A 23,848-nucleotide genomic window follows, 5' to 3' on the forward strand; every position below is an offset into this window, starting at 1 on the left:
ACCTCACATCTGACGCTCTAAGTGTGTTGCCCGAACCCTTAAGGTGGGGGTGAAGACGCGCGGGAGCCCGGAACGCACCGGGCTGAGAGGAGGGCTGCGGCCGTAGCGGGACCTGTGAGCCGGTGGTGTGCGAGGAGACGCGCTTCGGGGCGCGACCGGGCACGGCACGGGCGAGCGAGGTCCTGGGAACGACCGCGAGCGAGCCCTCGACCGCCACGAACCTGATCCGGGTCATGCCGGCGAAGGGAGCGGAGCACGTATGGCGAACCATTTCGATCTTCTCGTCGCCGGCGGGGGCGTGATCGGCCTGTCCGTGGCGTGGCGCGCCGCCCTCCGGGGACTGAGGGTGGCGGTGGCCGACCCCGCGCCGGCCTCCGGCGCCTCGCACGCGGCGGCGGGCATGCTGGCCCCCGTCAGCGAGGTCACCTACACCGAGGAGCCGCTGCTGCGGCTGGGCCTGGCCTCCCTGGAGCGCTGGCCCGCCTTCGCCGCCGAGCTGGCGGACGCGAGCGGGCACGATCTCGACTACCGCACCGACGGCACGCTCGACGTCGCCTTCGGCACCGACGACCTGGCCGCGCTGGACGATCTCGCCGCCTTCACCATCGGGCTGGGGCTGCCCGCCGAGCGGCTCACCGGCCGCGAGTGCCGCCGCCTGGAGCCCATGCTGGCCCCCGCCGTCCGGGGCGGCCTGCTGGCGGGCGGCGACGCCTGGGTGGACCCCCGGAGGGTCACCACCGCACTCCTGGCGGCCCTGGAACGCGCGGGCGGCGTCCTGGTACGCGCCCGGGTGGCCGAGCTGCTCACGTCCTCGGGAACGGCCACCGGGGTACGCCTGGCGGGCGGCGAGACCGTCGGCGCCGACCTGGTGGTCCTCGCCACCGGAGCCTGGTCGGGCGCCATGGAGGGGGTGCCCCCGGAGGCGCTGCCCCCGGTGCGGCCCGTCAAGGGCCAGATCATGCGGCTGCGCTCCCCCGCGCCGGTCCTGCGGCGGTGCGTGCGCGGGGTCGTCCACGGCTCGCACGTCTACCTGGTGCCGCGCGGCGACGGCGAGATGGTCCTCGGCGCCACCCAGGAGGAGATGGGCTTCGACACCCGCGTCACCGCCGGGGGGCTGTGGGAGCTGCTGCGCGACGCGCGGGAGCTCGTCCCCGGGGTGACCGAGCTGGAGGTGGCCGAGGTGGCCGCGGGGCTGCGCCCCGGCACCCCGGACAACCTGCCGCTGGTCGGCCCCACGATCGTGCCGGGTCTGCACCTGGCCACCGGGCACCACCGGGGCGGGGTCCTGCTCGCGCCGCTCACCGCCGACCTCTGCGCGAGCGGGACGGGTGAGGCGGACGGGACGGGTACGGGGCTCTCCGCGATCTGCTCGCCCCTCCGTTTCGGTAAGCCCGGCTCCCCGGAGCACACCGCGCGGGAGCCCGGCGCCGGGGAGCCCGGTTCCCGCGAGCGGGGCCTTCAGGAGCACACCTCGCGGGAGCCCGGTCCCCACGAGCGGGGCCTTCAGGAGCGCACTCCCCAGGAGCCCGGTCCCCGGGAACACGACTCCCGGGAGCGCCCTCCGCGGGAACACCGCCCCTCGGAGCACGCGGGACACACCGGCCACACCGGCTACACCGGCTACACCGGCTACACCGGCTACACGGGGCACACGGAGTACACACCGCGGGAGTACCGATGAACGTGACCATCAACGGCGCCGCGCACGAGCTGCCCCCGGGGGCGACCGTCGCGCAGGCCGTACAGCGGCTGACCGGGGTGCGGAGCGGGGTGGCCGTCGCGGTGAACGACGAGGTCGTCTCGCGCGGCGCCTGGGAGTCGACGGCGCTCGCGGAGGCCGACCGCGTCGAGGTGCTCACCGCGGTTCAGGGAGGTTGACCGGCGATGACGAACACGGCGGACACGGCGGACACAGCGAACACGATGGACACGATGGACACGACCGGCACGGCGTACACAATGAACACGGCGTACACGATGGACACGGCCGACGATCTGATCATCGGTGGTGAGAAGTTCTCCTCGCGTCTCATCATGGGCACCGGGGGCGCCCCGTCCCTGGAGGTCCTCGACCAGGCGCTCGCCGCCTCGGGCACCGAGCTGACCACGGTCGCGATGCGACGGCTCGACCCGGCCGCGCGCGGCTCGGTGCTCGACGTGCTGCGCCGGCGCGACATCAAGGTGCTGCCGAACACCGCGGGCTGCTTCACCTCCGGCGAGGCCGTGCTGACCGCCAGGCTGGCCAGGGAGGCGCTGGAGACGAACTGGGTCAAGCTGGAGGTCATCGCCGACGAGCGCACCCTGCTGCCCGACCCCATCGAGACCTTCGACGCGGCGGAGCGCCTGGTCGCCGACGGGTTCACGGTGCTGCCCTACATCGGCGACGACCCCGTGCTGGCGCGCAGGCTGGAGCAGGCGGGCTGCGCGGCGGTGATGCCGCTGGGCGCGCCGATCGGCTCGGGGCTGGGCATCCGCAACCCGCACAACATCGAGCTGATCGTGGAGTTCGCGGGCGTGCCGGTGATCCTGGACGCCGGGATCGGCACGGCCAGCGACGCGGCGCTCGCCATGGAGCTGGGCTGCGACGCGGTCCTGCTGGCCACCGCGGTCACCCGGGCACGGCGTCCGGAGCTGATGGCCGGGGCGATGCGCTCGGCCGTCTCCGCAGGCCGGGCGGCGCGGATGGCCGGGCGGATACCCCGGCGCCGCTACGCGGAGGCCTCCTCCCCCTCGATCGACGGCCCACCCCCGGTTCATCGATAGAAAACCACCACGTCTCGGCATCGGTTTGGGATTCAGGCATCCTGTCGGCGCCAAATCGCCCGTAAACTCGGCCTCGTGGACACGACGCTTACGGACCCCCTGGTCGGGAAACTCCTCGACGGGCGTTACCGCGTTGAGTCCCGGATCGCCCGGGGCGGAATGGCGACCGTCTATCTGGCCCTGGACGTCCGGCTCGACCGCACGGTCGCCGTCAAGGTGATGCACCGCTCGCTCGCCGAGGACCCCGCCTTCGTGCGGCGCTTCATCGGCGAGGCCAAGTCGGTGGCCAGCCTGTCGCACCCCAACGTGGTGCACGTGTTCGACCAGGGCACGGACGGCGACAACGTCTACCTCTCGATGGAGTACGTGCCGGGGCGGACCCTGCGCGACGTGCTCCGTGCCCGGGGCAGGCTGCCCGCCCGCGAGGCGCTGGAAGTCATGATCCCCGTCCTCGCCGCGCTGGGCGCCGCCCACCAGTCCGGCCTCATCCACCGCGACGTCAAGCCGGAGAACGTGCTGCTCGCCGACGACGGCCGGGTCAAGGTCGTCGACTTCGGCCTGGCCCGCGCGATCGAGGCGAGCAACCAGACGCGCACCGGTGTCATGATCGGCACCATCGGCTACATGTCGCCCGAGCAGGTGACCTCCGGCGGCGCCGACGCCCGCAGCGACGTGTACGCGGCCGGCATCATGCTGTTCGAGCTCCTGACCGGCCGCCAGCCGTACGAGGGCGAGACCCCGATGTCGGTGGCCTACCGGCACGTGCACGACACGGTGCCCGTGCCCTCGGCGCTGCTGCCCGGCTCTCCCCCGCTGCTCGACACCCTGGTGGCCAGGGCGACGGCCCGCGATCCCGCGAACCGTCCGGCGGACGCCACCGCCCTGCTGGTCGCCGCCGTCGAGGCGCACCGGATGCTGCCCAGGGAGAGCGGCCCGGTTCCGTCGGTCCCCGTCGGCCCGCCGCACGGCCACGAGATGGCCGCGCCCGCGCCTCCCGCCCCGGCGAACCACACACTGATCCAGCCTCGCGCCGACCTGCTCACCGGCCCGGCCGTCGACCGTCACGAGGCCGCCCCGAGGGCGCGCAGGGGGTCGGGTGCCCGCTGGTTCCTGATCGGGCTGGCCCTGGTCATGGTGATCGCGGTGGGGGTGACCGGCTGGCTGTTCTCGCAGAACACCTCCATCGTGGTGCCCGCCACCCTCGTGGGCAAGAACGTGACGGCCGCCACCACCGAGGCGAGGCGGAGCGGCTTCACGGTCGAGACGGGCAAGGCAGAGCACGACGAGAAGGTGCCCAAGGGGGTCGTGCTGCGCACCGAGCCCGGGGCGGGCACCGAGGCCGAGCCGCAGAGCAAGCTGATCCTCATCGCCTCGGCGGGTCCCAAGCGGGTGGCGGTGCCCAACGTGGTGGGCATGACCGAACCGCAGGCCAGGAGCAAGCTGGCGGAGTCGTCCCTCCTCGTCGACGACGTCAGGAAGCAGGCCAGCGAGACCGTGCCGCGCGGCCAGGTGATGCGGACCATCCCCGCCGTGGGAAACCCGGTCAAGGAGAACAGCAAGCTCGACCTGGTCGTGAGCGCGGGCCTGGTCATGCCGGACATCAGGGGCATGCCCCGCGACCAGGCCGACCAGGTGCTGCGCGGGGCCGGGTTCGTTCCCGAGTTCGTCGAGCAGACCGACTCCGCCCAGCCGTGCACTGTCATCGCCCAGGACCCGCAGCCCAAGGCCGAGGTCGACAGGGGCGCCGTGGTCCGGCTCACCCTGTCGCAGTGCGGCGGCGACTGGCGCTGGCCCTGGGAGCGCGAGGGCGAGCCCCCGCCCGGCGACGGCGGCCGGCACGTCGTGGTGGTCCCGAACATCGTGTTCAAGGACTACCGGGCGGCGAGGGACGAGCTGCGCGCCGCGGGGGTCACGGTGAAGCTGAAGCGCACCCTGGGCAAGGGCAGGGTGCTCGCCCAGATCCCGGCGGGCGGCCAGCAGGTCCCGCCCGGCACCGAGGTCACCATCTGGTACTGACCGGGACACCGACCCCGCGCCGCCGCGGGGTCAGCCCTCGGTGAGGAAGCCGTGCAGGCGGATCCGTGCCAGGCCTCCGTCGGGGTGGATGTCCACCCTGGCGTACGTGGCCGCGGGCGCGTCCCGGACGCGGAAGCGGTGCCGGGTGTCGGGCAGCAGGCGCGTCCTGGGCAGCAGCGGGAACCAGGTGGTGCCGTCCGCGGTGCCCGTGACGGAGACCTCGGCGGGGGCGTTGAACACCAGGTTGGTGGTGTCGATCTCGGCGAGTCTGACGACGCCGGAGCCCGCCAGGCGGATCACCAGCCAGTCGTTGCCGTCGTCGCGGCGGCGGGCGGTCTCCCAGCCCTCGGCCTGGTGACGGGCGAGGCCGGGCGAGATGGCGTTGTTGGGCGAGGAGTAGAACTCGTTGGAGCAGGCGGTGACGAGCGCGCCGTTCTCCAGGGCGGCCAGGTCCAGGCCGAGGCCGTCGTACAGGGACAGGTCGGGCCTGACCTCGCCGTGCACCCGCAGGCGGGCGATGCCCCCGTCGGGGAACATGTTCAGCCGCACGTGCGTGTGGCGGCGCTCGCCGGACACCGCGAAGAGGTGCTCGGCGTCCCCCTTGAGGTCGCTCCTGGGCACGATCTCCACCCAGTCGGCCGTCTCCAGCTCGGCGGCCGTGGGGTAGCCCTCGACCTCGGCGGCCTCGACGGAGGCGTACGGCGGATAGTTGCCCTTGAACCAGGCCGTGTCGATCACGACGCCCCTGACCACGCCGGGCATGCCGAGCCTGACCAGGGCCCAGTCGTGGCCGGGTTCGCGGCGCCTGCGGGTCTCCCAGCCGTCGTAGACCTGGCCCTTGGCGCCGAAGGTGTGCGGCATGAAGCCGGGGCGGCCCGGCCTGATGAGGCTCTCCTTCTCGGCGAAGGACTCGTCGTTGGCCGCGACGACCGAGCCGCCGAGGGTGCGCAGGGCGAGGTCGGGCAGCGCGGTGAACCCGGCCGGGAACCCGGCCGGCGGATCGGTCGGGAATCCGGCCGGTGGATCGGTCGGGAATCCGGCCGGCGGATCGGTCGGGAATCCGGCCGGCGGATCGGCCGGGAATCCGGCCGGCGGATCGGCCGGGAGATCGGCCGGGAATTCGGTCAAGGAGAGAACCTTTCTCGCGGGGAGCCCGCTCGGTCGTCGAGGTCGTTCCACGGAGGTCGTTCCGCGGCCCCCACGGCTCCGAAGGCCCTACAGGAGGGCGCCCCGGGGTTCCCTACCCACGGCCCGGCCGCGCAGCCACGTCGTGCGTACCTCCCCCGTCAGCGTCCTGCCGTGGTAGGGCGTGACCGGGTTCTTGTGGTGCAGGGCGGAGACGTCCACGGTGTGGACGGCGTCGGCGTCGAAGGCGACCAGGTCGGCGTCCGCGCCCACCGCGATCGCGCCCTTGCCGCGCAGCCCGGCCAGTTCGGCCGGGTTCCCCGCCATCCAGCGCACGACGTCGCCCAGGCCGTGCCCGCGCCGGGCCGCCTCGGTCCAGACGGCGGTGAGGCCGAGCTGGAGGGAGGAGATCCCGCCCCAGGCGGCGGCGAAGTCGGGCACCTTCAGGTCGGGGGTGGACGGCGAGTGGTCGGAGACGACGTAGCCGAGGACCCCGTCGGCGAGGCCGCGCCAGAGCTCGTCGCGGTTGGCCGAGGAGCGGATCGGCGGGCAGCACTTGAACTGGGTGGCGCCCTCGGGCACCTCCTCGGCCATCAGCGTGAGGTAGTGCGGGCAGGTCTCCGCGGTGAGCCGCACCCCCTCCCGCCGGGCCTTCGCCAGCGGTTCCAGGCACAGCGCGGACGACACGTGCAGGATGTGCGCCCGTACCCCGGTCTCCCCCGCCAGCGCGGCGACCCGTTCGACGGCGCGGCGCTCGGACTCACCCGGCCGGGAGTCGAGGAACTCCGGGTAGCCCGGCCCCTCGGGGTCGGCGAGCAGCGCGGGGTCCTCCGCGTGGACGACCAGCAGGCCGTCGAAGGAGGCGATCTCCACCATGGCGGCCCGCAGCCCGTCCGCGTCCAGCGGCGGGAACTCGTCCACGCCCGACGGCGACAGGAAGCACTTGAACCCGCGTACGCCCGCCTCGTGCAGCGCCCGCAGGTCACCGGCGTTGCCGGGGATCGCCCCGCCCCAGAAGGCGACGTCCACCGCGCACTGCCCCTCGGCGGCCTTCCGCTTCACGGCCAGGGCGTCCGCGTTCACGGTCGGCGGCAGCGAGTTGAGCGGCATGTCCACGATCGTGGTCACCCCGCCCGCCGCGGCCGCCCGGGTGGCGGAGGCGAACCCCTCCCAGTGGGTACGGCCGGGCTCGTTGACGTGCACGTGGGTGTCGACCAGGCCGGGCAGCAGCGCGACGTCACCGAGGTCGACCCGCTCCACGGCGGCCGGCGGGTCGTCGTAGGCGTGCACCCCGACGATCCTCCCGTCCCGTACGGCGACCGCCGCCGGTCCCTCTCCTCCGGGCAGCACGACCCGGCGGGACCGGATGACCAGATCCGACACATCCTCAGCCCTTGCGCTCATCGGCTCTCCGTTCCTCGCCTGTCAAAGGTGCCGTTCCGCGACCCGGCGGGCGAGCCGTTCCAGCAGCGGGCCCGCCTGGGACATGCACACGGCCGGGTCGGGCTCGATGTCGGTGAGCGCGTAGGCGGCCGTGATGCCCGCCGCGTTCAGCTCCTCGTCGCCGAGGCTGCGGCGCCCGCAGACCGCGACGACCGGGACCCCGGCCTTGGCGGCGGCGCTCGCGACCCCGGCGGGCGCCTTGCCGCGCAGCGTCTGCTCGTCGAGGGAGCCCTCGCCGGTGACGACGAGGCGCGCGCCCTCGAGTCGTTCGCGGAAGCCGAGCAGCTCCAGGAGGTAGTCAATGCCGGGGCGGAAGTCGGCCGCCAGGAAGGCCAGCGCGGCGAAGCCCACTCCCCCGGCGGCGCCCGCGCCCGGCTGACCGGCCACGCCCATCGAGCGGACGACGCCGTCGTGCTCGATGGCGCCGACCAGGCCGTGGGTGTGCGCGGCGACGGCGGCGAGCCTGGCGAGGGCCCGGTCGAGCAGCTTCACGTCGTCGGGACTCGCGCCCTTCTGCGGTCCGTACACGGCCGCGGCGCCGTGCGGGCCGAGCAGCGGGTTGTCCACGTCGCCCGCGACCACGAACTCGACCCCGTCGATCTGGATAAGCCCGGAGGTGTCGATTCTCTCCAGGTCGCGGAGGGCCGCTCCCCCGAGGGGGAGCTCCCGCCCCCCGGCGTCCAGGAAGCGGACGCCGAGCGCCCGCATCATGCCCGTGCCGCCGTCGGTGCAGGCGCTGCCGCCGAGGCCGAGCACGACCCGCCGGGCCCCGCGCCGTACGGCGTGGGCGATCAGCTCGCCGGTGCCGTGGCTGGTCGCGGTGAGCGGGGCCGGCTCGACGCCCTCGTGCGCGGGGGATCCGGACGGGGCGGCGGGCCCGGAGGCGGCCGGCAGCCGCCGCAGGCCGGACGCCTCGGCCAGCTCGACGACCGCCGTCGGCACGTCGGCTCCCGGAACGGCTCCCTCCGCCGGGGAGGCGTCGCGCCAGGCGTAGGAGGCGAGGACCGGTTCGCCGACGGGCCCGGTGACCTCGACCTCAACGCGGGTGAACCCGCAGGCCACGACGGCGTCCACGGTGCCGTCGCCGCCGTCGGCCACCGGCAGCGCGAGCGTGGTGACGCCGGGCCCGAAGCCCGCCGCGACCCGCGCGGCGACCTCGGCGCCGGTCAGCGAGCCCTTGAACTTGTCCGGGGCGATCACGACGTGTCCCGACGACTCAGACAACCCTGCTCCCTGGTGACGGATGGGAGGCACGCGTCCCCGGCCGGTACGAGCGGACGGGAGGCGGATGCCGGACCCCGGTGAGACGGAGCACCATCTTGACATCCGTCCCCGGACGCCCTCGACGCCCGGTCCCCCCGCCCGAACGTCCGCACCCCTCGGGTGCCTCGGGTGCCTTGGATGCCTTGGGTGCCTTGGGCGCTCCCGGCACCGCGGGCGCCCGGCTCTCCCCCGGTGACGCCTCCGGGCCACCGGCGGGGAGGGTCACGAGATCCCGAAGCCCTGCTCCGCCGCCAGGCGCATGAGGCGCCGGTGCGCCTCGCCCCCCGCGCGGCCGAGCTCGTCCTGGGCGACGGTACGCAGCTCGTCGTCCTCGACGACGGTCCGCCCGCCGACCAGCAGCCGGGCCAGCGGGGGCTGCCGGGTGCCGAAGACCAGGGCGCAGACCGGGTCGGCGACCGCGGAGGCGAAGGCCCCGGTACGCCAGAGGGCGATGTCGGCGAGCTTCCCGGCCTCCAGGGAGCCGAGCTCCTCCTCGCGGCCCAGGTTCCTCGCCCCGCCGAGGGTGGCGATCTCCAGGGCCTGCCGGGCGGTGAGCGCGGTGGGCCCGTACCTGGCCCGCTGGAACAGCAGGGCCTGCCGCATCTCGCCGGAGAGCGAGGTCAGCTCGGCGGAGGCGCTGCCGTCCACCCCCAGGCCGACGTTCGCGCCCCGGTGGAGCATCTCGGAGACGCGGGCGATCCCGGCGCCGAGACGGCCGTTGGAGCTGGGGCAGTGCGCCGAACCCGTACCGGTCTGGGCGAAGACGTCGATGTCGCCGTCGCTCAGGTGAACGGCGTGGGCGAACCACACGTCCGGGCCGAGCCAGCCGAGTTTCTCCATGTAGTCGACCGGGCGCTGCCCGACCTGCCGCAGGCAGTGCTCCTCCTCGTCGAGGGTCTCGGCGAGGTGGGTGTGCAGGCGTACGCCCTTGGACCTGGCCAGCGCGGCGGCCTCGGTCATCAGCTCGGCGCTGACGGAGAACGGCGAGCAGGGGGCGACCGCGACGCGGAGCATGGAGGAGAAGGACGGGTCGTGGTAGGTGTCGACAGCCTCGGCCGTCGCGTCGAGGATCTCGTCGAGCCGCTCGACCACGACGTCCGGCGGCAGGCCGCCCTGCGACCTCCCCCGGTCCATCGAGCCCCGGGCGGGGTGGAAGCGCAGGCCGACCTCCCGCGCCGCCTCGATCTCCGCGGCGAACAGGTCCCCGCGCCCCTTGGGGAAGATGTAGTGGTGGTCGCTGGAGGTGGTGCAGCCCGACAGCGCCAGGTAGCCCAGCCCCGCGCCCGCCGCGCCCCTGACGACCTCGGCGTCCATCGCGGCCCACACCTGGTAGAGCGCCGTCAGCCACTCGAACAGGGTGGCGTCCTGGGCGAGCCCCTGGGAGGCCCACTGGTAGAGGTGGTGGTGGGTGTTGACCAGGCCGGGGGTGGCGAGGCAGCCGGTGCCGTCGACCCTGACCGCTCCCGGGACGTCCGGCGCCGGGCCCGCGCCCACGGCCACGATCCTGTCGCCCTCGACGTGGATGTGCCCCGACGGGATCTCCGGGCCCACGACCGGGGCGATGTGGACGTTCTCGATCAGGGTGGAACTCACAGGCCGCCGCCTTCCACGCGAACGCTCTCGATCAGGGCAAAGCTCACGGACCACTGCCTTCCACGCGAGCACTCTCGACCAGTGGGAAACTCACGAGCCACTGCCTTCCGCGCGGGCACTCTCGACCAGAGGAAAACTCACGAGCCACCGCGTTCCGCGTGGACGCTCTCGACCAAGACGGAACTCACGAACCGCCGCCTTCCACGCGGACGTTCCCGATCAGGGTGAGGCTCACCGGGCCTCCGCCTTCCGGGCCGCGGCGAGGCGTACGGCGTCGAGGATCTTCTCGTAGCCCGTGCACCGGCACAGGTTGCCCGCCAGGGCCTCGCGGATCTCCGCGTCGGACGGCCGCGCGACCCGTTCGATGAGATCGTGGGCCTGGACGAGGAGGCCGGGGGTGCAGAAGCCGCACTGGACGGCGCCGCACTCGACGAAGGCCTCCTGGATCGGGTCGAGCCGGTCGCCGTCGGCGAGCCCCTCGACGGTGCGGACCTGGCGCCCCTCGGCCTGCCCGGCCGCGACCAGGCACGCGCAGACGGGGATCCCGTCGAGGTAGACCGTGCAGGAGCCGCACTCGCCCTGCTCGCACGCGTTCTTGGAACCCGGCAGGCCGACCCGCTCGCGCAGGACGTACAGGAGGCTCTCGCCCTCCCAGACGTCGTCGGCGGTCTCCGTGCGGCCGTTGACGGTGAAGGTGACGCGCATCAGCCGGCCCTCCTCTCGAAGTGTCCGGAGCGGAACTCGTTCCACGCCCAGGTGAGGGTGCGACGCGCCATCACCGCGATGGCGTGGCGCCGGTAGCCGGCGGTGCCGCGCACGTCGTCGATCGGCGAGGCGGCCTCGGCGGCCAGCTCGCCGAAACGGCCGAGCAGCGCGGGGTCGAGCCGCGCCTCCCAGTCGAGCTCGGCGGCGAGGAACTCCTCGGCGGCGACGGCCCGGCGCGGGGTCGGGGCGGCCGAGCCGATGCCGGTGCCGACCCGGCGCTCATCGGGGCGCAGCGCGATCGCGAACGAGCAGACCGCGATCACCATGGCGTTGCGGGTGCCGACCTTGGAGAAGTACTGGGGGCCGCTCGCGGGGCTCATCCAGAACGCCCGGATCAGCTCGTCGGCCTCCAGCGCGCTGCGCTTGACCCCGAGGTAGAAGTCCGAGGCCGGGATCGTCCGCACGCCCCTGGCCGCGGACTCGACCTCGACGACCGCGTCCCCGGCCAGCAGCGGCGGGTGGCTGTCACCGGCGGGCGAGGCCGCGCCGAGGTTGCCCCCCACGGTGCCCCGGTTGCGGATCTGCGGCGAGCCGACCGTGCGGGAGGCCTGGGCCAGGCCGGGCAGCCGGTCGCCCAGCTCGGCGATGAGCCGGGCGTACGTCACGCCCGCGCCGACCCTGAGCCTGCCGTCCGGCTCCTCGCTCCACCCGGCGAGCTCGGTGACCCGGTTCAGGTCGAGCAGCGCGCCGGGCCGCCGCACGTCGAAGTTGAGCTCGACCATCATGTCGGTGCCGCCCTGGATGGGGACCGCGTCCGGCCGGTCGGCCCTGGCGGCGAGTGCCTCCGCCCACGTGGCGGGTCGCAGGAAGTCCATGTTCGTCACTCCCATTCATTCCCAGGCGAAGCGGGCGTCGGGGGCGTCGTCGCGGAGCACACTGCCCTCGATCAGCCCGTAGGGACGGTCGGCCGCGTGGAACACCTCGTTGGGGTTGTCCAGCCCGAACGGGGTGAGGTCGACCAGGAAGTGGTGCTTGTTCGGCATCGCCAGGCGCACCTCGCAGACCTCCTCGCGGGCGTTCAGGACCCGCTCGCCCATAGCGTAGAGCGTCTGCTGCAGCGACAGGCTGTAGGTCTCGGCGAACGCCCCGAGCAGGTGGCGGCGCACCTCGTCGTACGACTCCCCGTACGCCGTCCCCGACGCCGCCGCCGTCCCCGGTGCCGCCGCTCCGGGCAGGTGCCGCCAGCGGGCCGAGACGGCGGTGGCGAGGACGCGGTCCTTGGTGGGCGGGAGAGTGGTGTACTCGTCCTCGACGAAGCCGGAGAACTCCGAGTCGGTCGAGTTGAGCACCACCAGGTCCTTCAGCCCGGAGACCACGGTGGTGGTGCCGTCCCGGTCGTGGTGGACGGCACAGGTGCGCGTCTCCCGGCCGGAGCGGACGAAGGAGTGCCGCCCGCGCTCCCCGGCGACGTCCTCGGACACCGGGACGCGGTCCCAGAAGTGCTCCTCGATCTCCACGCGGGCGTGGTGGACGGTGGGCTGCGACTCCACGTAGTGGCGGGCCAGCAGGATCGCGAAGTCCTCGATCTCCGCCACGCCGTGCTTCCTGGCGAAGGCGTACACGGTGTTCTTCTGCGTGTCGGTCGGCAGGACCGCGGCGTTGTCCCCGGTGAGGTGGACCGCCTCCATGTCGCCGGACAGCGCCGAGCCGACGGTGACGTCCTTGATGTGGTGGACGCCGCCGTCCCTGACGACGCGGACCAGGCGGGTCTCCGCCTTGCCGTAGCGGTTGGGGCCGAGAACGACGGACATGCTTAGCTCCCTCGATACGTCGAGTAGGCGAACGGGCTGAGCAGCAGGGGCACGTGGTGGTGCTCCCGCGCGTCCGCCACCGTGAAGTCGATCGAGACCCGCGGGTAGAAGGCGTCCACCGCGCGGGCGGCGAAGTAGCCGCCGGTCTCGAAGACCAGGCGGTGGTCACCCTCCCCGCAGGTCCATCCCGCGATCCTCCCGTCGGCGTCGGTGACACCCTCGGCGAGCACCTCGCCGTCCCGTTCCAGGCGTACGGCGACCCCCGCCGCGGGCCTGCCCAGGGCGGCGTCCAGCACGTGGGTGGAGAGACTCATGCGGGACGCCCTTCCCCGGTCACACGGTTTTCGAGGGGTACGGAGCTCGTGACGGCTCCCGGGTTCGTGACGGTCCCCGAAGGTACGGAGCTCACGACCGCTCCCGGGCTCGTGGTGATCCCCGGAACTACGGAGCTCGTGACGGCTCCCAGAGGTACGAAGCTCGTGACCGCTCCCCGACCCGTGACGGCTACCAGGAACGCGGGGCTCACGGGGCGGCTCCCAGAAGCTTCGCCAGCCGCAGCCGGGTGATCTTCGCGAGCTCGGTCCTGACGACCTCCCGCTCGGTGTCCTCGTCGTTGCCGAGCCGTTCGGTGAGCCGGTCCAGCATCTCCCCGGCCGACAGGCCGGTGGCGCAGATCAGGTAGACGTGGCCGAACCGCCGCTCGTAGGCGCGGTTGCCCTCCGCCAGCCGGTCGAGGACCTCCCGCCCGGCCGTGTCGACCCCGGCCTGCTCCCCGCGCGACCAGGCCGCCTCCCTCGCCGAGTGCCTTTCCGGAGGTTCCGGGCGCCTTTCCGGGCGTTCCGGGTGCGTCTCCAGGGGGCCGGGCGGCTCGGAACCCGCCACCGGACCGCTCTCCCGGGGCGGCTCGCCGATCCGGGGGTGGGCGGCCAGCGCCTCACCGACGCCGGACCAGTCGAGCCCTCGTACGGCGGCCTCCGCCACCTCGGCCAGCCGGTCGAGGTCAGGGTAGGGGCGCGACGCGGCCACCTCCCGGGCGAAGGCCCGGGAGGCGCAGCAGGCCAGCAGCCCGGCCTCGGCCTCCTCGGCGCCCAGCGCGTTGAACGCGGCCAGCCCCGGGACCGGCGGCGCGGAGTTCACGTTAGGCATGCGAGCAGTACACACACCCCCGGCGTGTGCGGTCCAGCGCCACGGACCACAAAGTGAGCCATGATTTGCCCCAGATTTTCGTAACATGCTCCAAACTCGTCGGACGGCGAGTAACGGTGGGCGGACAGCGGCGGGCAACGGCCACGGGTGAGGCCGAGCGACAACGGCGGGCAGCGGCGGCGGGTGAAGCCAGGCGACGGCGGCGGGCAAAACTAGGCGATGGCGGCGGGTGAAGCCGGGCGGTGGTGACGGGTGAAGCCAAGCGATAGCGGCGGGTGAAGCCGAACGACGGCGGCGGGTGAAGCCAAGCTGCGGCGGGCGATAAGAAACACCGATCGGCGGGGCCCGGTGAACCCCCTGGACGGCGCCTAAAATGGTGGCACTATGACTTCACTCTCCCCCATCGGCGGCCACGTCTCCGTCACCGGCGGTCTCGCCAAGGGCGGGCTGCGGTACGCCGCGGACATCGGCGCCGAGATGATCCAGGTGTTCGTCACCAACCCCCGCGGCTGGGCGCTCTCCGCGGGCGACCCCGCCCAGGACACCGCGCTGCGCGAGTCGGGCGTGCTGTCCTTCGTGCACGCCTCGTACCTCGTCAACATGGGCTCCCCGAGCCCCGAGACGCTGGAGAAGTCGGTGGCCACCGTGCGCCACAACCTGCTGCGCGCCCACGCGATCGGCGCGAAGGGAGTGGTCGTCCACACGGGGTCGGCGGTGAGCCAGCCCCGTGACGCCGCCCTGCGCCAGCTGCACGAGCATCTCCTGCCGCTCCTGGAGGAGATCCCCGACGACGGGCCCGACCTGCTGCTGGAGTCGATGGCCGGGCAGGGCGGGGTGCTCTGCGCGACCGTCCAGGACCTGGAGCCCTACCTGGAGGCCCTCGACTGGCACCCGAAGGCGGGCGTCTGCTTCGACACCTGCCACGTCTTCTCCGCCGGGCACGACCTGTCGACCTCCGAGGGCGTCAAGGAGACCCTGGACGCCCTGCACGCGATCGCCCCGGGGCGGCTCAAGCTGGTCCACGCCAACGACTCCAAGGACCCGAGCGGCTCCAGGAGAGACCGGCACGAGAACATCGGCGCCGGACACATCGGCTCGGCCCCCTTCGCCGAGATGATGCGCCACCCCGTGGTGGCGGGGGTGCCGTTCTGCATCGAGACGCCGGGCGGCGCCGAGAAGCACCGCGAGGACGTCGACGCTCTCAAGAAGCTCCGCGACACCTGATCCGGCGACCGGCTGCCTGCCGGCGGTCACCGGCAGGCAGGGCCCGCGTCCCCTGAGACCGCGAGGTCGGACGGGACGCCCGTCCTCGTGATCCGACCGCCCCCGTGTGGCCGGATCACGGTCCGGCCCGCTGGCTAACGCGGGCGTCCCGTCATATCGGAGATCGGCGGCCCCTCCCCTTCCGGCCAAGGACCCGGCAGCCGGGTGACCGAATGTCGCCGGCTCCCGACGGTCACCCGGTGTCCGCGCGTCAGGTCTTACGTGAGCCTTGCGGCCCTGTCCCCCCCTGACGCGGCGGGTCTCGCTCTCCGATGAGGGAACACTAGAGGCGCGTCCAGACGAGTGAGCGGCGCTTTCCCCCCAGCGCGATTAACGGTTCGTAGTTGTCGATGTGCGGAGAGTACCGGCACGACGAACGGCCGCCGGTGGACGACGAGCGGTCGATCGGGGGCTTCCGGGACCCACGTGACCACCGGTACGGAAGAGCACCGGCGGGACACGCGAAACGCGTGCGGCGAACGGAGTCCAGGGCCGGCGATCCGGCGACGGCAGGCGGGCGTCCCGGCCGAACGCCCCAGGCAGGCTCCCGGGCGGGATGCCCGCGACGGGCGCGCGACACCGTCCGGCGACGGCCCAGCGGCGACCGAGGACACACCGGAGGCCCGGCGGCCCGGGGGTGGGTGTCCCGGGGTCCACACGGGCGTGAATCGCCACACGGGGGCGTGGGAGCGCTCGAAGGCAGGACCCGGGCGGGCGTACGCCCCGAGAGGGGCGAGAGACCTTCCCCCGCCCGGAACTCCTTCCGTGCCCCGGGACGCCCCAGACGGGCCCACGCGGAACCACCCGCGGCTACCGGCATGGCCAGGAAGGACGAGCCCTCTCACTCCTCGCGGGGAACGCGAAAGGGAGCCTTCACTCCTCAAAACCCAGGAGAGCTCTCAGCCCTCGATCCCCGGCCTTCGCAAAGGAACATGGGAAGAAGCCCTCACCCCCGGGAGAGGCCTTCAAACCCTCGGGAAGGGCCCCACCCCCGGCGGGAAAAGAGACGCGGCTAGCGCAGGGCCGCGGAGGGCAGGGACCTGCCCCGGGCGGCCACCCCGGGGACGGCCGGGCGGTCGCGGAACTGGCGGACGAGCCGCTCGCGGACCTGGCGGGTGTGGCGGCGGCTGACCGGAAGCGTCTCGGTGCCCACCCTGAGCATCACCCGGCCGCCGTCGAAGCGCAGCTCGCTCACGTGCCGTACCGAGACGAGCGTGCTGCGGTGCACCCTGATGAACCCCGAGCCGGCCCAGCGCCGCTCCAGGGCGGCGAGCGGCATGCGGACCAGGTAGCTGCCCTCGTCGGTGTGCAGCCGGACGTAGTCGCCCTGCGCCTCGGCGAACCAGACGGCCTGCTGCGGCACGAACCTCGTCCGCCCGGCGAGCTCGACCGGGATGACGTCCTCGGGCACCGGGTCGGCCGCCGCGGGGGTCATCGCCTCCAGTCGGCGTACCGCCTCGGCCAGCCGGTCGGCCCGGAGCGGCTTGAGCAGGTAGTCGACCGCCTCCAGCTCGAAGGCCTGCACCGCGCACTCCTCGTGGGCGGTGACGAAGACCAGCCGGGGCGGGTTGGGGAAGCCCGCGATGAGCCTGGCCAGGTCGAGCCCGTCGAGGCCGGGCATCCGGATGTCGAGGAAGACCCCGTCCAGCCGCTCGCCCGTACCGATCATCTGGACCATGTCCTGGAGCGCGGTGACCCCGCCCACGGCGGTGGAGACGTGCTCGATCCGGGGGTCCTGGCGGAGGAGATAGGCGATCTCCTCAAGAGCGGGGACCTCGTCGTCAACGGCCAGGACTCGCAACATGACCCTACGCTGCCCCCTCGACCACGCCCGCCGCAAGCCTCATCGCGACTTCAGGTAATAGTTTGACTACAACTAGCTATCGGCGGGGGAGCTTGGGCACGCGGAGCCTCACCGTGGTGCCCGCGTTCGGGGCACTCTCCACGACCAGGCCGTAGTCCTCGCCGTAGATCTGGCGAAACCGCACGTCCACTCCGGCCAGCCCGATCCCCTCCTCCTCGTCACCGTGCGAGTCCCCGTGCAGGCCCCCATGTGGACTCCCGTACGGGCCCGCGTGCGGGAGGCCCCCGTCGAGGAGCAGCCGGGTCCGCTCGGGAGGCATGCCCAGGCCGTCGTCCTGCACGCTGATGTGCGCCTCGGGCCCGGCGTCGCTGACCACCACCCGGACCTCGCCGCGGCGTCCCGCCGCGGCCACCCCGTGCCTGACGGCGTTCTCCACCAGGGGTTGCAGGCAGAGGAACGGGACGGGGAGCGACAGCACCTCCGGCGCGACCCGCAGGGTGACGTGGAGCCGGTCGCCGAACCTGGCACGTTCCAGGAGCAGGTAGCGGTCCACGCAGTGCACCTCCTCGGCGAGGGTGGTGAAGTCGCGGGCCCGGCGCAGCGCGTACCGGTTGAAGTCGGCGAACTCCACCAGCAGCTCCCGCGCCCGGTCGGGGTCGGTGCGGACGAAGGAGGCGATGGTGGTGAGCGCGTTGTAGACGAAGTGCGGCGACATCTGGGCGCGCAGCGCCCGCATCTCGGCCGCCATCGTCCGCCGCCGCGAGGAGTCGACCTCGGCCAGCTCCAGCTGCCCCGAGACCCACCGGCCGACCTCGGTGACGGTCCGCACCAGCGCCCCGCTCACCACGGTGTCGTACGCGGCGAGCGCCCCGACCACCCGCCCGTCGACGGTGAGCGGCACGACGACCCCGCCCCGGATGTCGCAGCCCGGGGTGTCGCAGGCGAGCTCGTCCCCGGCCATCACGCGCGGGCGGGCGGAGGCGAGGACCGTACGGGCGTGCTCGGGCGCGTGGTCGCGGTGGCAGCCCGCCGCGCCGTCCCAGGCGAGCAGGCCGCCCGCGTCGGTGACCGCGATGGCGCTGGTGCCCAGCAGGGCGCGCAGGTGGCGGACCGCCTTGCGCGCGGACTCGCGGGTGAGCCCGGACCGCAGCGAGGGGGCCGCCATCGCCGCGATGTGCAGGGTGAGGAAGGTGGCCTCGTCCGTCGGGCCGCCCGGCCGGTCCGGGCGCCGCCGGCGCGGGCTGGGGAGGAGGAATCCGAGGAGGGTGCTGAAGGCGCACAACAGCACCCAGCCGGTCGTCGACATGCGGGAAACCGTAGTCAACCCACCCCTCTGATCAGGGGCGAACGCCGATCACGGTGGGCCTTCGCCCGCTTCCTCCTGGTAGGAGTAGCGCTGCTCGCGCCAGGGGTCGGCGATGTTGTGGTAGCCGCGCTCCTCCCAGAAGCCGCGTTTGTCCTCCAGGAGGTATTCCACGGCGCGGACCCACTTGACGCTCTTCCACGCGTACAGGTGCGGGACGATCATCCGCACCGGGAACCCGCGTTCCGGGGAGATGGGCTTCTCGTCGAACTCCAGCGCGAACATCGTCTGGGAGCGGGCGAAGTCGCCTATCCGGACGTTCGCGCTGTAGCCGTACTCGCCCCAGATCATCACGTGCTTCACGCCGGGCGCGGGCGGTGCGATCTTCATCAGCGTCTCCGTGGACACCCCGCTCCACTCGTTGCCCATGATCGAGAACTTGGTGACGCAGTGGAAGTCGGCCACGATCGTGGTGCGCGGCAGCTCGGAGAACTGGGGCCAGGTGAAGCGGTGCTGCTCGCCCGAGGCGGTCGCCCCCATGACGTGCAGCTGCCAGGTCGCCGGGCGGAACGTGGGGACCCGGCCGTAGTGGATCACCGGCCTGCCCCGGGGGACGTACTGGCCCGGCGGCAGGCGAGGCTCCTCAGGCGGTTCGGACTGCTCCACCGTCACTCCCCTCGCCGTTTCCCCGCTGGCACGGGGTAATCCTGCCATCGTCGGTTTCCCGCCACTTCGGTGGCCACCGCATTGCCCCCTTCCCCGTCCGGCTCCCGGGTCACGGGAGAGCGTGTTCTCGTCGTGCGCTATCATTTGCCGCTATGCGCACCGCGTTCTGGTTTTGGTATGGCGACGGACCCTTAGGTCGGACCGTTCGCCACCAGATGCTGCGCTGACAGCCTGGCGAACGAAAGGCCCCGGGTCCGGTTTTCGGACCCGGGGCCTTTTGCTTTTCCCAGGACCCGTCGAGAACGCCACAGCCACAGTCACGACCACAGCCACAGCCACAGCCACCAGAACCGCCGCCGCCCGCCGATCCCGGAGGGCGCCGGCGGGAAGATCGAGAGGAAGAGAAATGGTCATCGTCATGGGTCCCGGCGCCACCCGGGAGAACGTCGAGGCGATCGTGGAGATCATCGCCACGGCGGGCGGCGAGGCGTTCGTCAGCCGGGGCGTGAGCCGCACGATCATCGGCCTGGTCGGCGACATCGCCCAGCTGGCAACACTCGACCTGCGCGGGATGCCGGGGGTGGCCGACGTGATCAGGGTGAGCGCGCCGTACAAGCTGGTGAGCCGGGACAACCACCCCGAGCGGTCCACCGTGCGGGTCGGCGGCGTGCCGATCGGCCCGGACACGGTCACCCTGATCGCCGGGCCGTGCGCGGTGGAGACCCCGGAGCAGACCCTGGGGGCCGCCCTGATGGCGAAGGCGGCCGGGGCCACCCTGCTGCGCGGCGGCGCCTACAAGCCCCGCACCTCCCCGTACGCCTTCCAGGGGCTCGGCGAGGCGGGCCTGCGCATCCTCGCCGACGTGCGTGAGGAGACCGGGCTGCCCGTCGTCACCGAGGTCGTCGACGCCGACGACGTGGAGCTGGTGGCCTCCTACGCCGACATGCTCCAGGTCGGCACCCGCAACGCGCAGAACTTCGCGCTGCTGCAGGCCGTCGGCGCCTCCGGGAAGCCGGTGATGCTCAAGCGCGGGATGAGCGCCACGATCGAGGAGTGGCTGATGGCCGCCGAGTACGTCGCCCAGCGCGGCAACCTCGACATCGTGCTGTGCGAGCGCGGTATCCGCACCTTCGAGACCGCCACCCGCAACACCCTGGACGTCTCGGCGGTGCCGCTCGCCCAGAGGCTGTCGCACCTGCCGGTGATCGTCGACCCGTCCCACTCCGGCGGCCACCGCGACCTGGTCCTGCCGCTCACCCGCGCGGCCATCGCGGCCGGAGCCGACGGCGTGATCATCGATGTCCACCCGCACCCCGAGCAGGCCCTCTGCGACGGCCCGCAGGCACTGGTCGACGGCGACCTGGAGGAGCTCGCCCGGGTGATGGAGCGGTTCCCGCCGCTGCTGGGCAAGGTCGCCGCCGGTGACCTCCTGGCGCCCGCCTGACACCTCTGCGCCCCCTCGGGCCGTGACGCCCTTGGGAGCCCGCCCGGCCGGTGACCTCCCGGTCCCCGTCTGACATCTCTCGCCCCTCCCCCTCGGGAGCCCCCCTCGGGAGCCCCCCTCGGGTGCGCCCGAGGGGGGTCAGGCGTCGATCTTGTACTCCTGCAGGGAACCGGCGAGCTGGACGGCGAGCTCCTCGGCGTCGAGGCGGCGCTCGATCTTCTTCAGGTCGGCGACCTTCGCGGCGGTCTCGGCCTTGCGGGGGGCCAGGAGCGTGCAGCAGTCCTCGTCGGGCAGCTCGGAGATCGCCAGGGTGCCGATGCGGCGGGCCTCGGCCATGATCTCGGTCTTGTCGAGGCCGATGAGGGGACGCAGGATCGGCATGTCGACGGCGTCGTCCTGGGCGGTGATGTTCTGCAGGGTCTGCGAGGAGACCTGTCCCAGGGAGTCGCCGGTGACCAGGGCCCCGGCGCGCAGGCGGCGGGCGACCTCCTCGCCGGTCTTCAGCATCAGGCGCCGCTGGGTGATGATCGCGAGACGGTCCTGCCCCGAGGCCTTGATCGACTGCTGGGCCTTGCCGAACGGGACGACCCACAGCCGGGACCCGCCCTGGAACTTGTCGAGTGCCCTGACCAGCGCGTACGCCTTGTAGATGGACTCCGAGGTGGTGAAGGGGATGCCGGAGAAGTGCAGGAAGTCGACCCGCAGGCCGCGGCGCATCATCCGGTAGGCGGCCACCGGGGAGTCGATGCCGCCGGACATGAGCACCAGGCCCCTGCCGCTGGTGCCGACCGGGAGCCCGCCCTGGCCCGGCTGCCCGCCGGTGAAGACGAACGCCTCGTCGCGGTCGACCTCGATGGAGACGACCAGCTCGGGGCGCTTGAGGTCGACGGGCAGGCCGTAGATGTCGTTGAGCTCGCCGCCGACCGAGCGGTCCAGCTGCATCGAGGTGAGCGGGAAGCGCTTGTCGCGGCGGCGGGAGCGGACCGCGAAGGAGACGCCGCGCCTGACGTCGTCGCGGTCGGCGAGCAGCTCGATGGCGGCCTTGGTGATCGCCGAGGGGTCCTTCTCCACCCGCCAGGCTCGGTGGACCCAGACCAGGCCGGGGACGTACGAGACGCGCTCGGCGACCGCGTCGGCGATCTCCGCGCCACTGCCGTCCGGCAGGAAGAGCGCGATGACACCGTGGCGCTGCCGTACGTCGACCTTGACGCCGACGTCCTTCAGGGCGGCCTTGATGTTGGCCTGCAACCTGCGCTCGAAGAGCTCGCGGTTGTTGCCCTTGAGGACGACCTCGCCCAGTTTGAGCAGAACGCAGGGCTCGCCCAAGGCGGACATGGTCATGGTGCGACCTCCGGTGGAACTTCGAGGGGGACGGGGAGTCGGGAGACGCCAGGGAACCGACATCGGTGAACCACAGTCAAGTCTCTCGCGCGCTCACGCAAAGACAACGTCTCGACCTTGTCACTTTAGTCGCGCTTACGACTCGTCGAGGCCCTGCTCGATCGCGTAGCGGACCAGTTCCACCCGATTGTGGAGCTGGAGCTTGTTCAACGTGTTCTGGACGTGGTTCTGCACCGTCCGGTGGGAGAGCACGAGACGCTCGGCGATCTGCTTGTACGACAGGCCCTTGGCGACCAGGCGGAGCACCTCGGTCTCCCGCTCGGTCAGCCGGGGGGTCGCCTCGGGCGCGGGCCTGGCGGCCAGCCTGCGGTACTCCCCCAGGACGAGCCCCGCCAGGCCGGGGGTGAACACCGCGTCGCCCTCGGCGGTGCGCCTGACCGCGTCAAGGAACTCCTCCTTGCTTGCGGATTTCAGGAGATATCCGGACGCGCCCGCCTTGACGGCCTCCAGCACGTCCTCCTGCTCGCCGCTCGCCGACAGCATCAGCACCCGGGGCGGCGGCTCCGACGCGGCCAGCCTCCTGGCCACCTCGACCCCCGGCACGTCGGGCAGCTGCAGGTCGAGCACGACCAGCTCGGGCCGGACGGCCGCGGCCACCCGGATCGCCTGCCGCCCCTCCCCGACCGTCGCCACGACCTCGTACCCGGCCTCGGCCAGGTCCCTGGCCACCCCGTCCCTCCACATCGGGTGGTCGTCCACCACCATCACGCGCATTGGCCCACCTTAGAGCCGTTCCGTCCCGACCTGCCGGTCTTCTTCACGCCACCCGTCCCGACCTGCCCTCCACCCGGAACACCTGTCGCGGACGCCCTCGTCCTGAGCCCGACTCCTGTACGCCCTGCCCTGTACGCCCTGTACGCCCTGTACGCCCTGTACGCCGCGAGCGGAGGCCGGCACGGCTCAAACGGCCAGAACAGCCCGAACGGCCTAAACGGTCCCGCCGGCCGGCACCGACATCTCGATCTCGGTGCCCCGGCCGGGGCCGGAGATCACGGTGACCGTGCCGCCGAGGTCGGCGATGCGGCCCCGGATGGACTGCGCGACGCCCAGCCGCCCGGCGGCGGCGGCCTCCTCCAGGCGGCCGGGCGCGATGCCCGGCCCCTCGTCCCTCACGGTCACGGTGACCATCCCGTCCTCACCCTCGGCGAAGACCCAGGCGGGCGCCCGCGCCCCGCAGTGGCGGGCGACGTTGTCCAGGGCGGCCCCGACCGCGGCGGCCATCTCGGCCGCGGTGGCCGCGGGCAGGGTGAGCGGGGTCGCCGGGGCCGAGACGGTGACCGTGGCCGAGCCGTACCTGTGCAGCAGGACGCGCAGGTCGGCGGTGCCGAGGGCGGACGCCTCGGGCCTGAGCCTGACCAGCTCGCGCAGGGCGGCCTCCTGCTCGCCCGCGAGCCTGCCCAGCTCGGCCGCCTCGCCGCCGATCTCCTGCCCGCGCCGCTGGACCAGCGCGAGGACCTGGAGCACCGAGTCGTGGATGCCCCGGGCGAGCCGTTCCCGCTCCCGCCCGGCCGCCTCCAGCTCGATCGCCTGCTGCATGCGTTCCTCGGCCTTCTTGGCCAGCCGGGCCACGTGCCCGACGACCACCCCGGCGAGGAAGAGCAGGACGGTGCCGTTGATCGGCAGCATCGCGAGGTCGCCCCCGAAGACGCCGCGCAGCCACAGGTCGGCCAGCGAGACGATCAGCGCGGCCACGGCCCCCAGCCGCCGCCCGCCGTAGACCGCCCAGGCGAGCACCGCCCCGCCCATCCAGGTGCCGGTGATCGGCAGGCTGCCCTGCTGGTAGACGCCCTGCACGGCGGGGGTGGCGAGCAGGCAGCCCACGGTCACGAGCATGTCGGCGGCGAGCAGGGGCCGACCGCGGAGCTCCCTGACGGAGTAGGCGAAGATCGTCGCCACGGTCCACAGCGCCATGACGCCGATCACCACCCAGCCGGTCGCCGGGTTGGCGTACCCCCCGGCGCGGATGAGCAGGACCGCCGCGTACGCGAGGGACGCGACGCGGAAAACCGCGACCGCGCGCCAGAACGGGTCCTCGATCCCGGTCATCGGCCGCCCGCGCCTTTCTCCAGAAAGGCCACGAGCTGCAATAATCCCCTGATTTC

At 73.0% G+C, this 23,848-nt stretch carries 20 protein-coding genes and 1 pseudogene; 6 read left to right on the forward strand and 15 right to left on the reverse strand.

Annotation, left to right across the window (positions count from 1 at the left end; translation table 11 throughout):
- Window positions 1-259 precede the first annotated feature (259 nt).
- From thiO to pknB, 4 genes and pseudogenes are all read left to right on the forward strand, one after another.
- Window positions 260-1,384 (forward strand): annotated as a pseudogene (thiO, locus tag ABT053_RS31980) (glycine oxidase ThiO); the annotation flags it as partial.
- A 293-nt stretch (window positions 1,385-1,677) separates the two neighbouring features.
- Window positions 1,678-1,878, forward strand: a complete 201-nt coding sequence (gene thiS / locus ABT053_RS31985; RefSeq protein ID WP_344745009.1) for a sulfur carrier protein ThiS — start codon at window positions 1,678-1,680, stop codon at window positions 1,876-1,878.
- Window positions 1,879-1,959: 81 nt separating this feature from the next.
- A complete protein-coding gene (locus ABT053_RS31990) occupies window positions 1,960-2,763 on the forward strand; it encodes a thiazole synthase (RefSeq protein ID WP_502991914.1) in 804 nt (267 codons plus the stop codon).
- 75 nt (window positions 2,764-2,838) lie between these two features.
- Window positions 2,839-4,779 carry a Stk1 family PASTA domain-containing Ser/Thr kinase gene (gene pknB, locus ABT053_RS31995; RefSeq protein ID WP_350974064.1) on the forward strand — a complete coding sequence of 647 codons (1,941 nt, stop codon included), beginning with the start codon at window positions 2,839-2,841 and terminating at the stop codon, window positions 4,777-4,779.
- 30 nt (window positions 4,780-4,809) lie between these two features.
- Here pknB and alc read toward each other — a convergent pair whose 3' ends face one another.
- The 9 genes from alc to uraD all read right to left on the reverse strand — a co-directional run bounded on the left by alc (window position 4,810) and on the right by uraD (window position 13,865).
- A complete protein-coding gene (gene alc, locus ABT053_RS32000) occupies window positions 4,810-5,907 on the reverse strand; it encodes an allantoicase (RefSeq protein ID WP_350974065.1) in 1,098 nt (365 codons plus the stop codon).
- 87 nt (window positions 5,908-5,994) lie between these two features.
- The gene (gene allB / locus ABT053_RS32005; protein ID WP_350974067.1) at window positions 5,995-7,308 is read right to left on the reverse strand and encodes an allantoinase AllB; all 1,314 of its coding nucleotides are present in this window, start codon (window positions 7,306-7,308) and stop codon (window positions 5,995-5,997) included.
- Window positions 7,309-7,329: 21 nt separating this feature from the next.
- Window positions 7,330-8,571 carry a glycerate kinase gene (locus ABT053_RS32010; protein ID WP_350974069.1) on the reverse strand — a complete coding sequence of 414 codons (1,242 nt, stop codon included), beginning with the start codon at window positions 8,569-8,571 and terminating at the stop codon, window positions 7,330-7,332.
- 261 nt (window positions 8,572-8,832) lie between these two features.
- A complete protein-coding gene (locus tag ABT053_RS32015) occupies window positions 8,833-10,203 on the reverse strand; it encodes an 8-oxoguanine deaminase (RefSeq protein ID WP_350974071.1) in 1,371 nt (456 codons plus the stop codon).
- Between the two features lie 231 nt (window positions 10,204-10,434).
- Window positions 10,435-10,908 carry a (2Fe-2S)-binding protein gene (locus ABT053_RS32020; RefSeq protein WP_344745015.1) on the reverse strand — a complete coding sequence of 158 codons (474 nt, stop codon included), beginning with the start codon at window positions 10,906-10,908 and terminating at the stop codon, window positions 10,435-10,437.
- Entirely contained in the window at window positions 10,908-11,783 is an 876-nt protein-coding gene (locus ABT053_RS32025) for an FAD binding domain-containing protein (protein ID WP_350974073.1), read from the reverse strand. The genes ABT053_RS32020 and ABT053_RS32025 overlap by 1 nt, the downstream gene beginning before the upstream one ends.
- A gap of 15 nt (window positions 11,784-11,798) precedes the next feature.
- Window positions 11,799-12,719, reverse strand: a complete 921-nt coding sequence (pucL, locus tag ABT053_RS32030) for a factor-independent urate hydroxylase (RefSeq protein WP_350974074.1) — start codon at window positions 12,717-12,719, stop codon at window positions 11,799-11,801.
- A 2-nt stretch (window positions 12,720-12,721) separates the two neighbouring features.
- Complete coding sequence (gene uraH / locus ABT053_RS32035; RefSeq protein WP_350974076.1) at window positions 12,722-13,033, reverse strand: hydroxyisourate hydrolase; 312 nt, start codon at window positions 13,031-13,033, stop codon at window positions 12,722-12,724.
- A gap of 208 nt (window positions 13,034-13,241) precedes the next feature.
- Entirely contained in the window at window positions 13,242-13,865 is a 624-nt protein-coding gene (gene uraD, locus ABT053_RS32040; RefSeq protein ID WP_350974077.1) for a 2-oxo-4-hydroxy-4-carboxy-5-ureidoimidazoline decarboxylase, read from the reverse strand.
- 384 nt (window positions 13,866-14,249) lie between these two features.
- Here uraD and ABT053_RS32045 point away from each other — a divergent pair, with 384 nt between their 5' ends.
- A complete protein-coding gene (locus tag ABT053_RS32045) occupies window positions 14,250-15,089 on the forward strand; it encodes a deoxyribonuclease IV (protein WP_350974078.1) in 840 nt (279 codons plus the stop codon).
- 1,051 nt (window positions 15,090-16,140) lie between these two features.
- On the opposite strand, the gene ABT053_RS32050 is transcribed toward ABT053_RS32045, so the two are convergent.
- The 3 genes from ABT053_RS32050 to ABT053_RS32060 all read right to left on the reverse strand — a co-directional run bounded on the left by ABT053_RS32050 (window position 16,141) and on the right by ABT053_RS32060 (window position 18,949).
- On the reverse strand, window positions 16,141-16,932 hold the full coding sequence (locus tag ABT053_RS32050) for a LytR/AlgR family response regulator transcription factor (RefSeq protein ID WP_350974079.1): 792 nt from the start codon (window positions 16,930-16,932) through the stop codon (window positions 16,141-16,143).
- 76 nt (window positions 16,933-17,008) lie between these two features.
- Complete coding sequence (locus ABT053_RS32055) at window positions 17,009-18,238, reverse strand: histidine kinase (protein ID WP_350974080.1); 1,230 nt, start codon at window positions 18,236-18,238, stop codon at window positions 17,009-17,011.
- Window positions 18,239-18,286: 48 nt separating this feature from the next.
- Window positions 18,287-18,949, reverse strand: coding sequence for a molybdopterin-dependent oxidoreductase (locus ABT053_RS32060; protein WP_502991911.1), 663 nt, complete (start codon window positions 18,947-18,949; stop codon window positions 18,287-18,289).
- A gap of 358 nt (window positions 18,950-19,307) precedes the next feature.
- On the opposite strand from ABT053_RS32060, the gene aroF reads away from it, so the two are divergent.
- A complete protein-coding gene (gene aroF, locus ABT053_RS32065; protein ID WP_350974082.1) occupies window positions 19,308-20,345 on the forward strand; it encodes a 3-deoxy-7-phosphoheptulonate synthase in 1,038 nt (345 codons plus the stop codon).
- 138 nt (window positions 20,346-20,483) lie between these two features.
- Here the strand turns inward: aroF and thiI are convergent, their stop codons facing one another.
- From thiI to macS, 3 genes are all read right to left on the reverse strand, one after another.
- Window positions 20,484-21,686: a tRNA uracil 4-sulfurtransferase ThiI gene (gene thiI / locus ABT053_RS32070; RefSeq protein WP_350974084.1), complete on the reverse strand. Its 1,203-nt coding sequence runs from the start codon at window positions 21,684-21,686 to the stop codon at window positions 20,484-20,486.
- Window positions 21,687-21,821: 135 nt separating this feature from the next.
- Window positions 21,822-22,451, reverse strand: coding sequence for a response regulator (locus ABT053_RS32075; RefSeq protein ID WP_502991915.1), 630 nt, complete (start codon window positions 22,449-22,451; stop codon window positions 21,822-21,824).
- Window positions 22,452-22,673: 222 nt separating this feature from the next.
- Window positions 22,674-23,792 carry a MacS family sensor histidine kinase gene (gene macS, locus ABT053_RS32080; protein ID WP_350974087.1) on the reverse strand — a complete coding sequence of 373 codons (1,119 nt, stop codon included), beginning with the start codon at window positions 23,790-23,792 and terminating at the stop codon, window positions 22,674-22,676.
- Window positions 23,793-23,848 lie beyond the last annotated feature (56 nt).

The sequence above is a fragment of the Streptosporangium sp. NPDC002524 genome, assembly GCF_040295985.1.
GTDB lineage: Bacteria > Actinomycetota > Actinomycetes > Streptosporangiales > Streptosporangiaceae > Streptosporangium.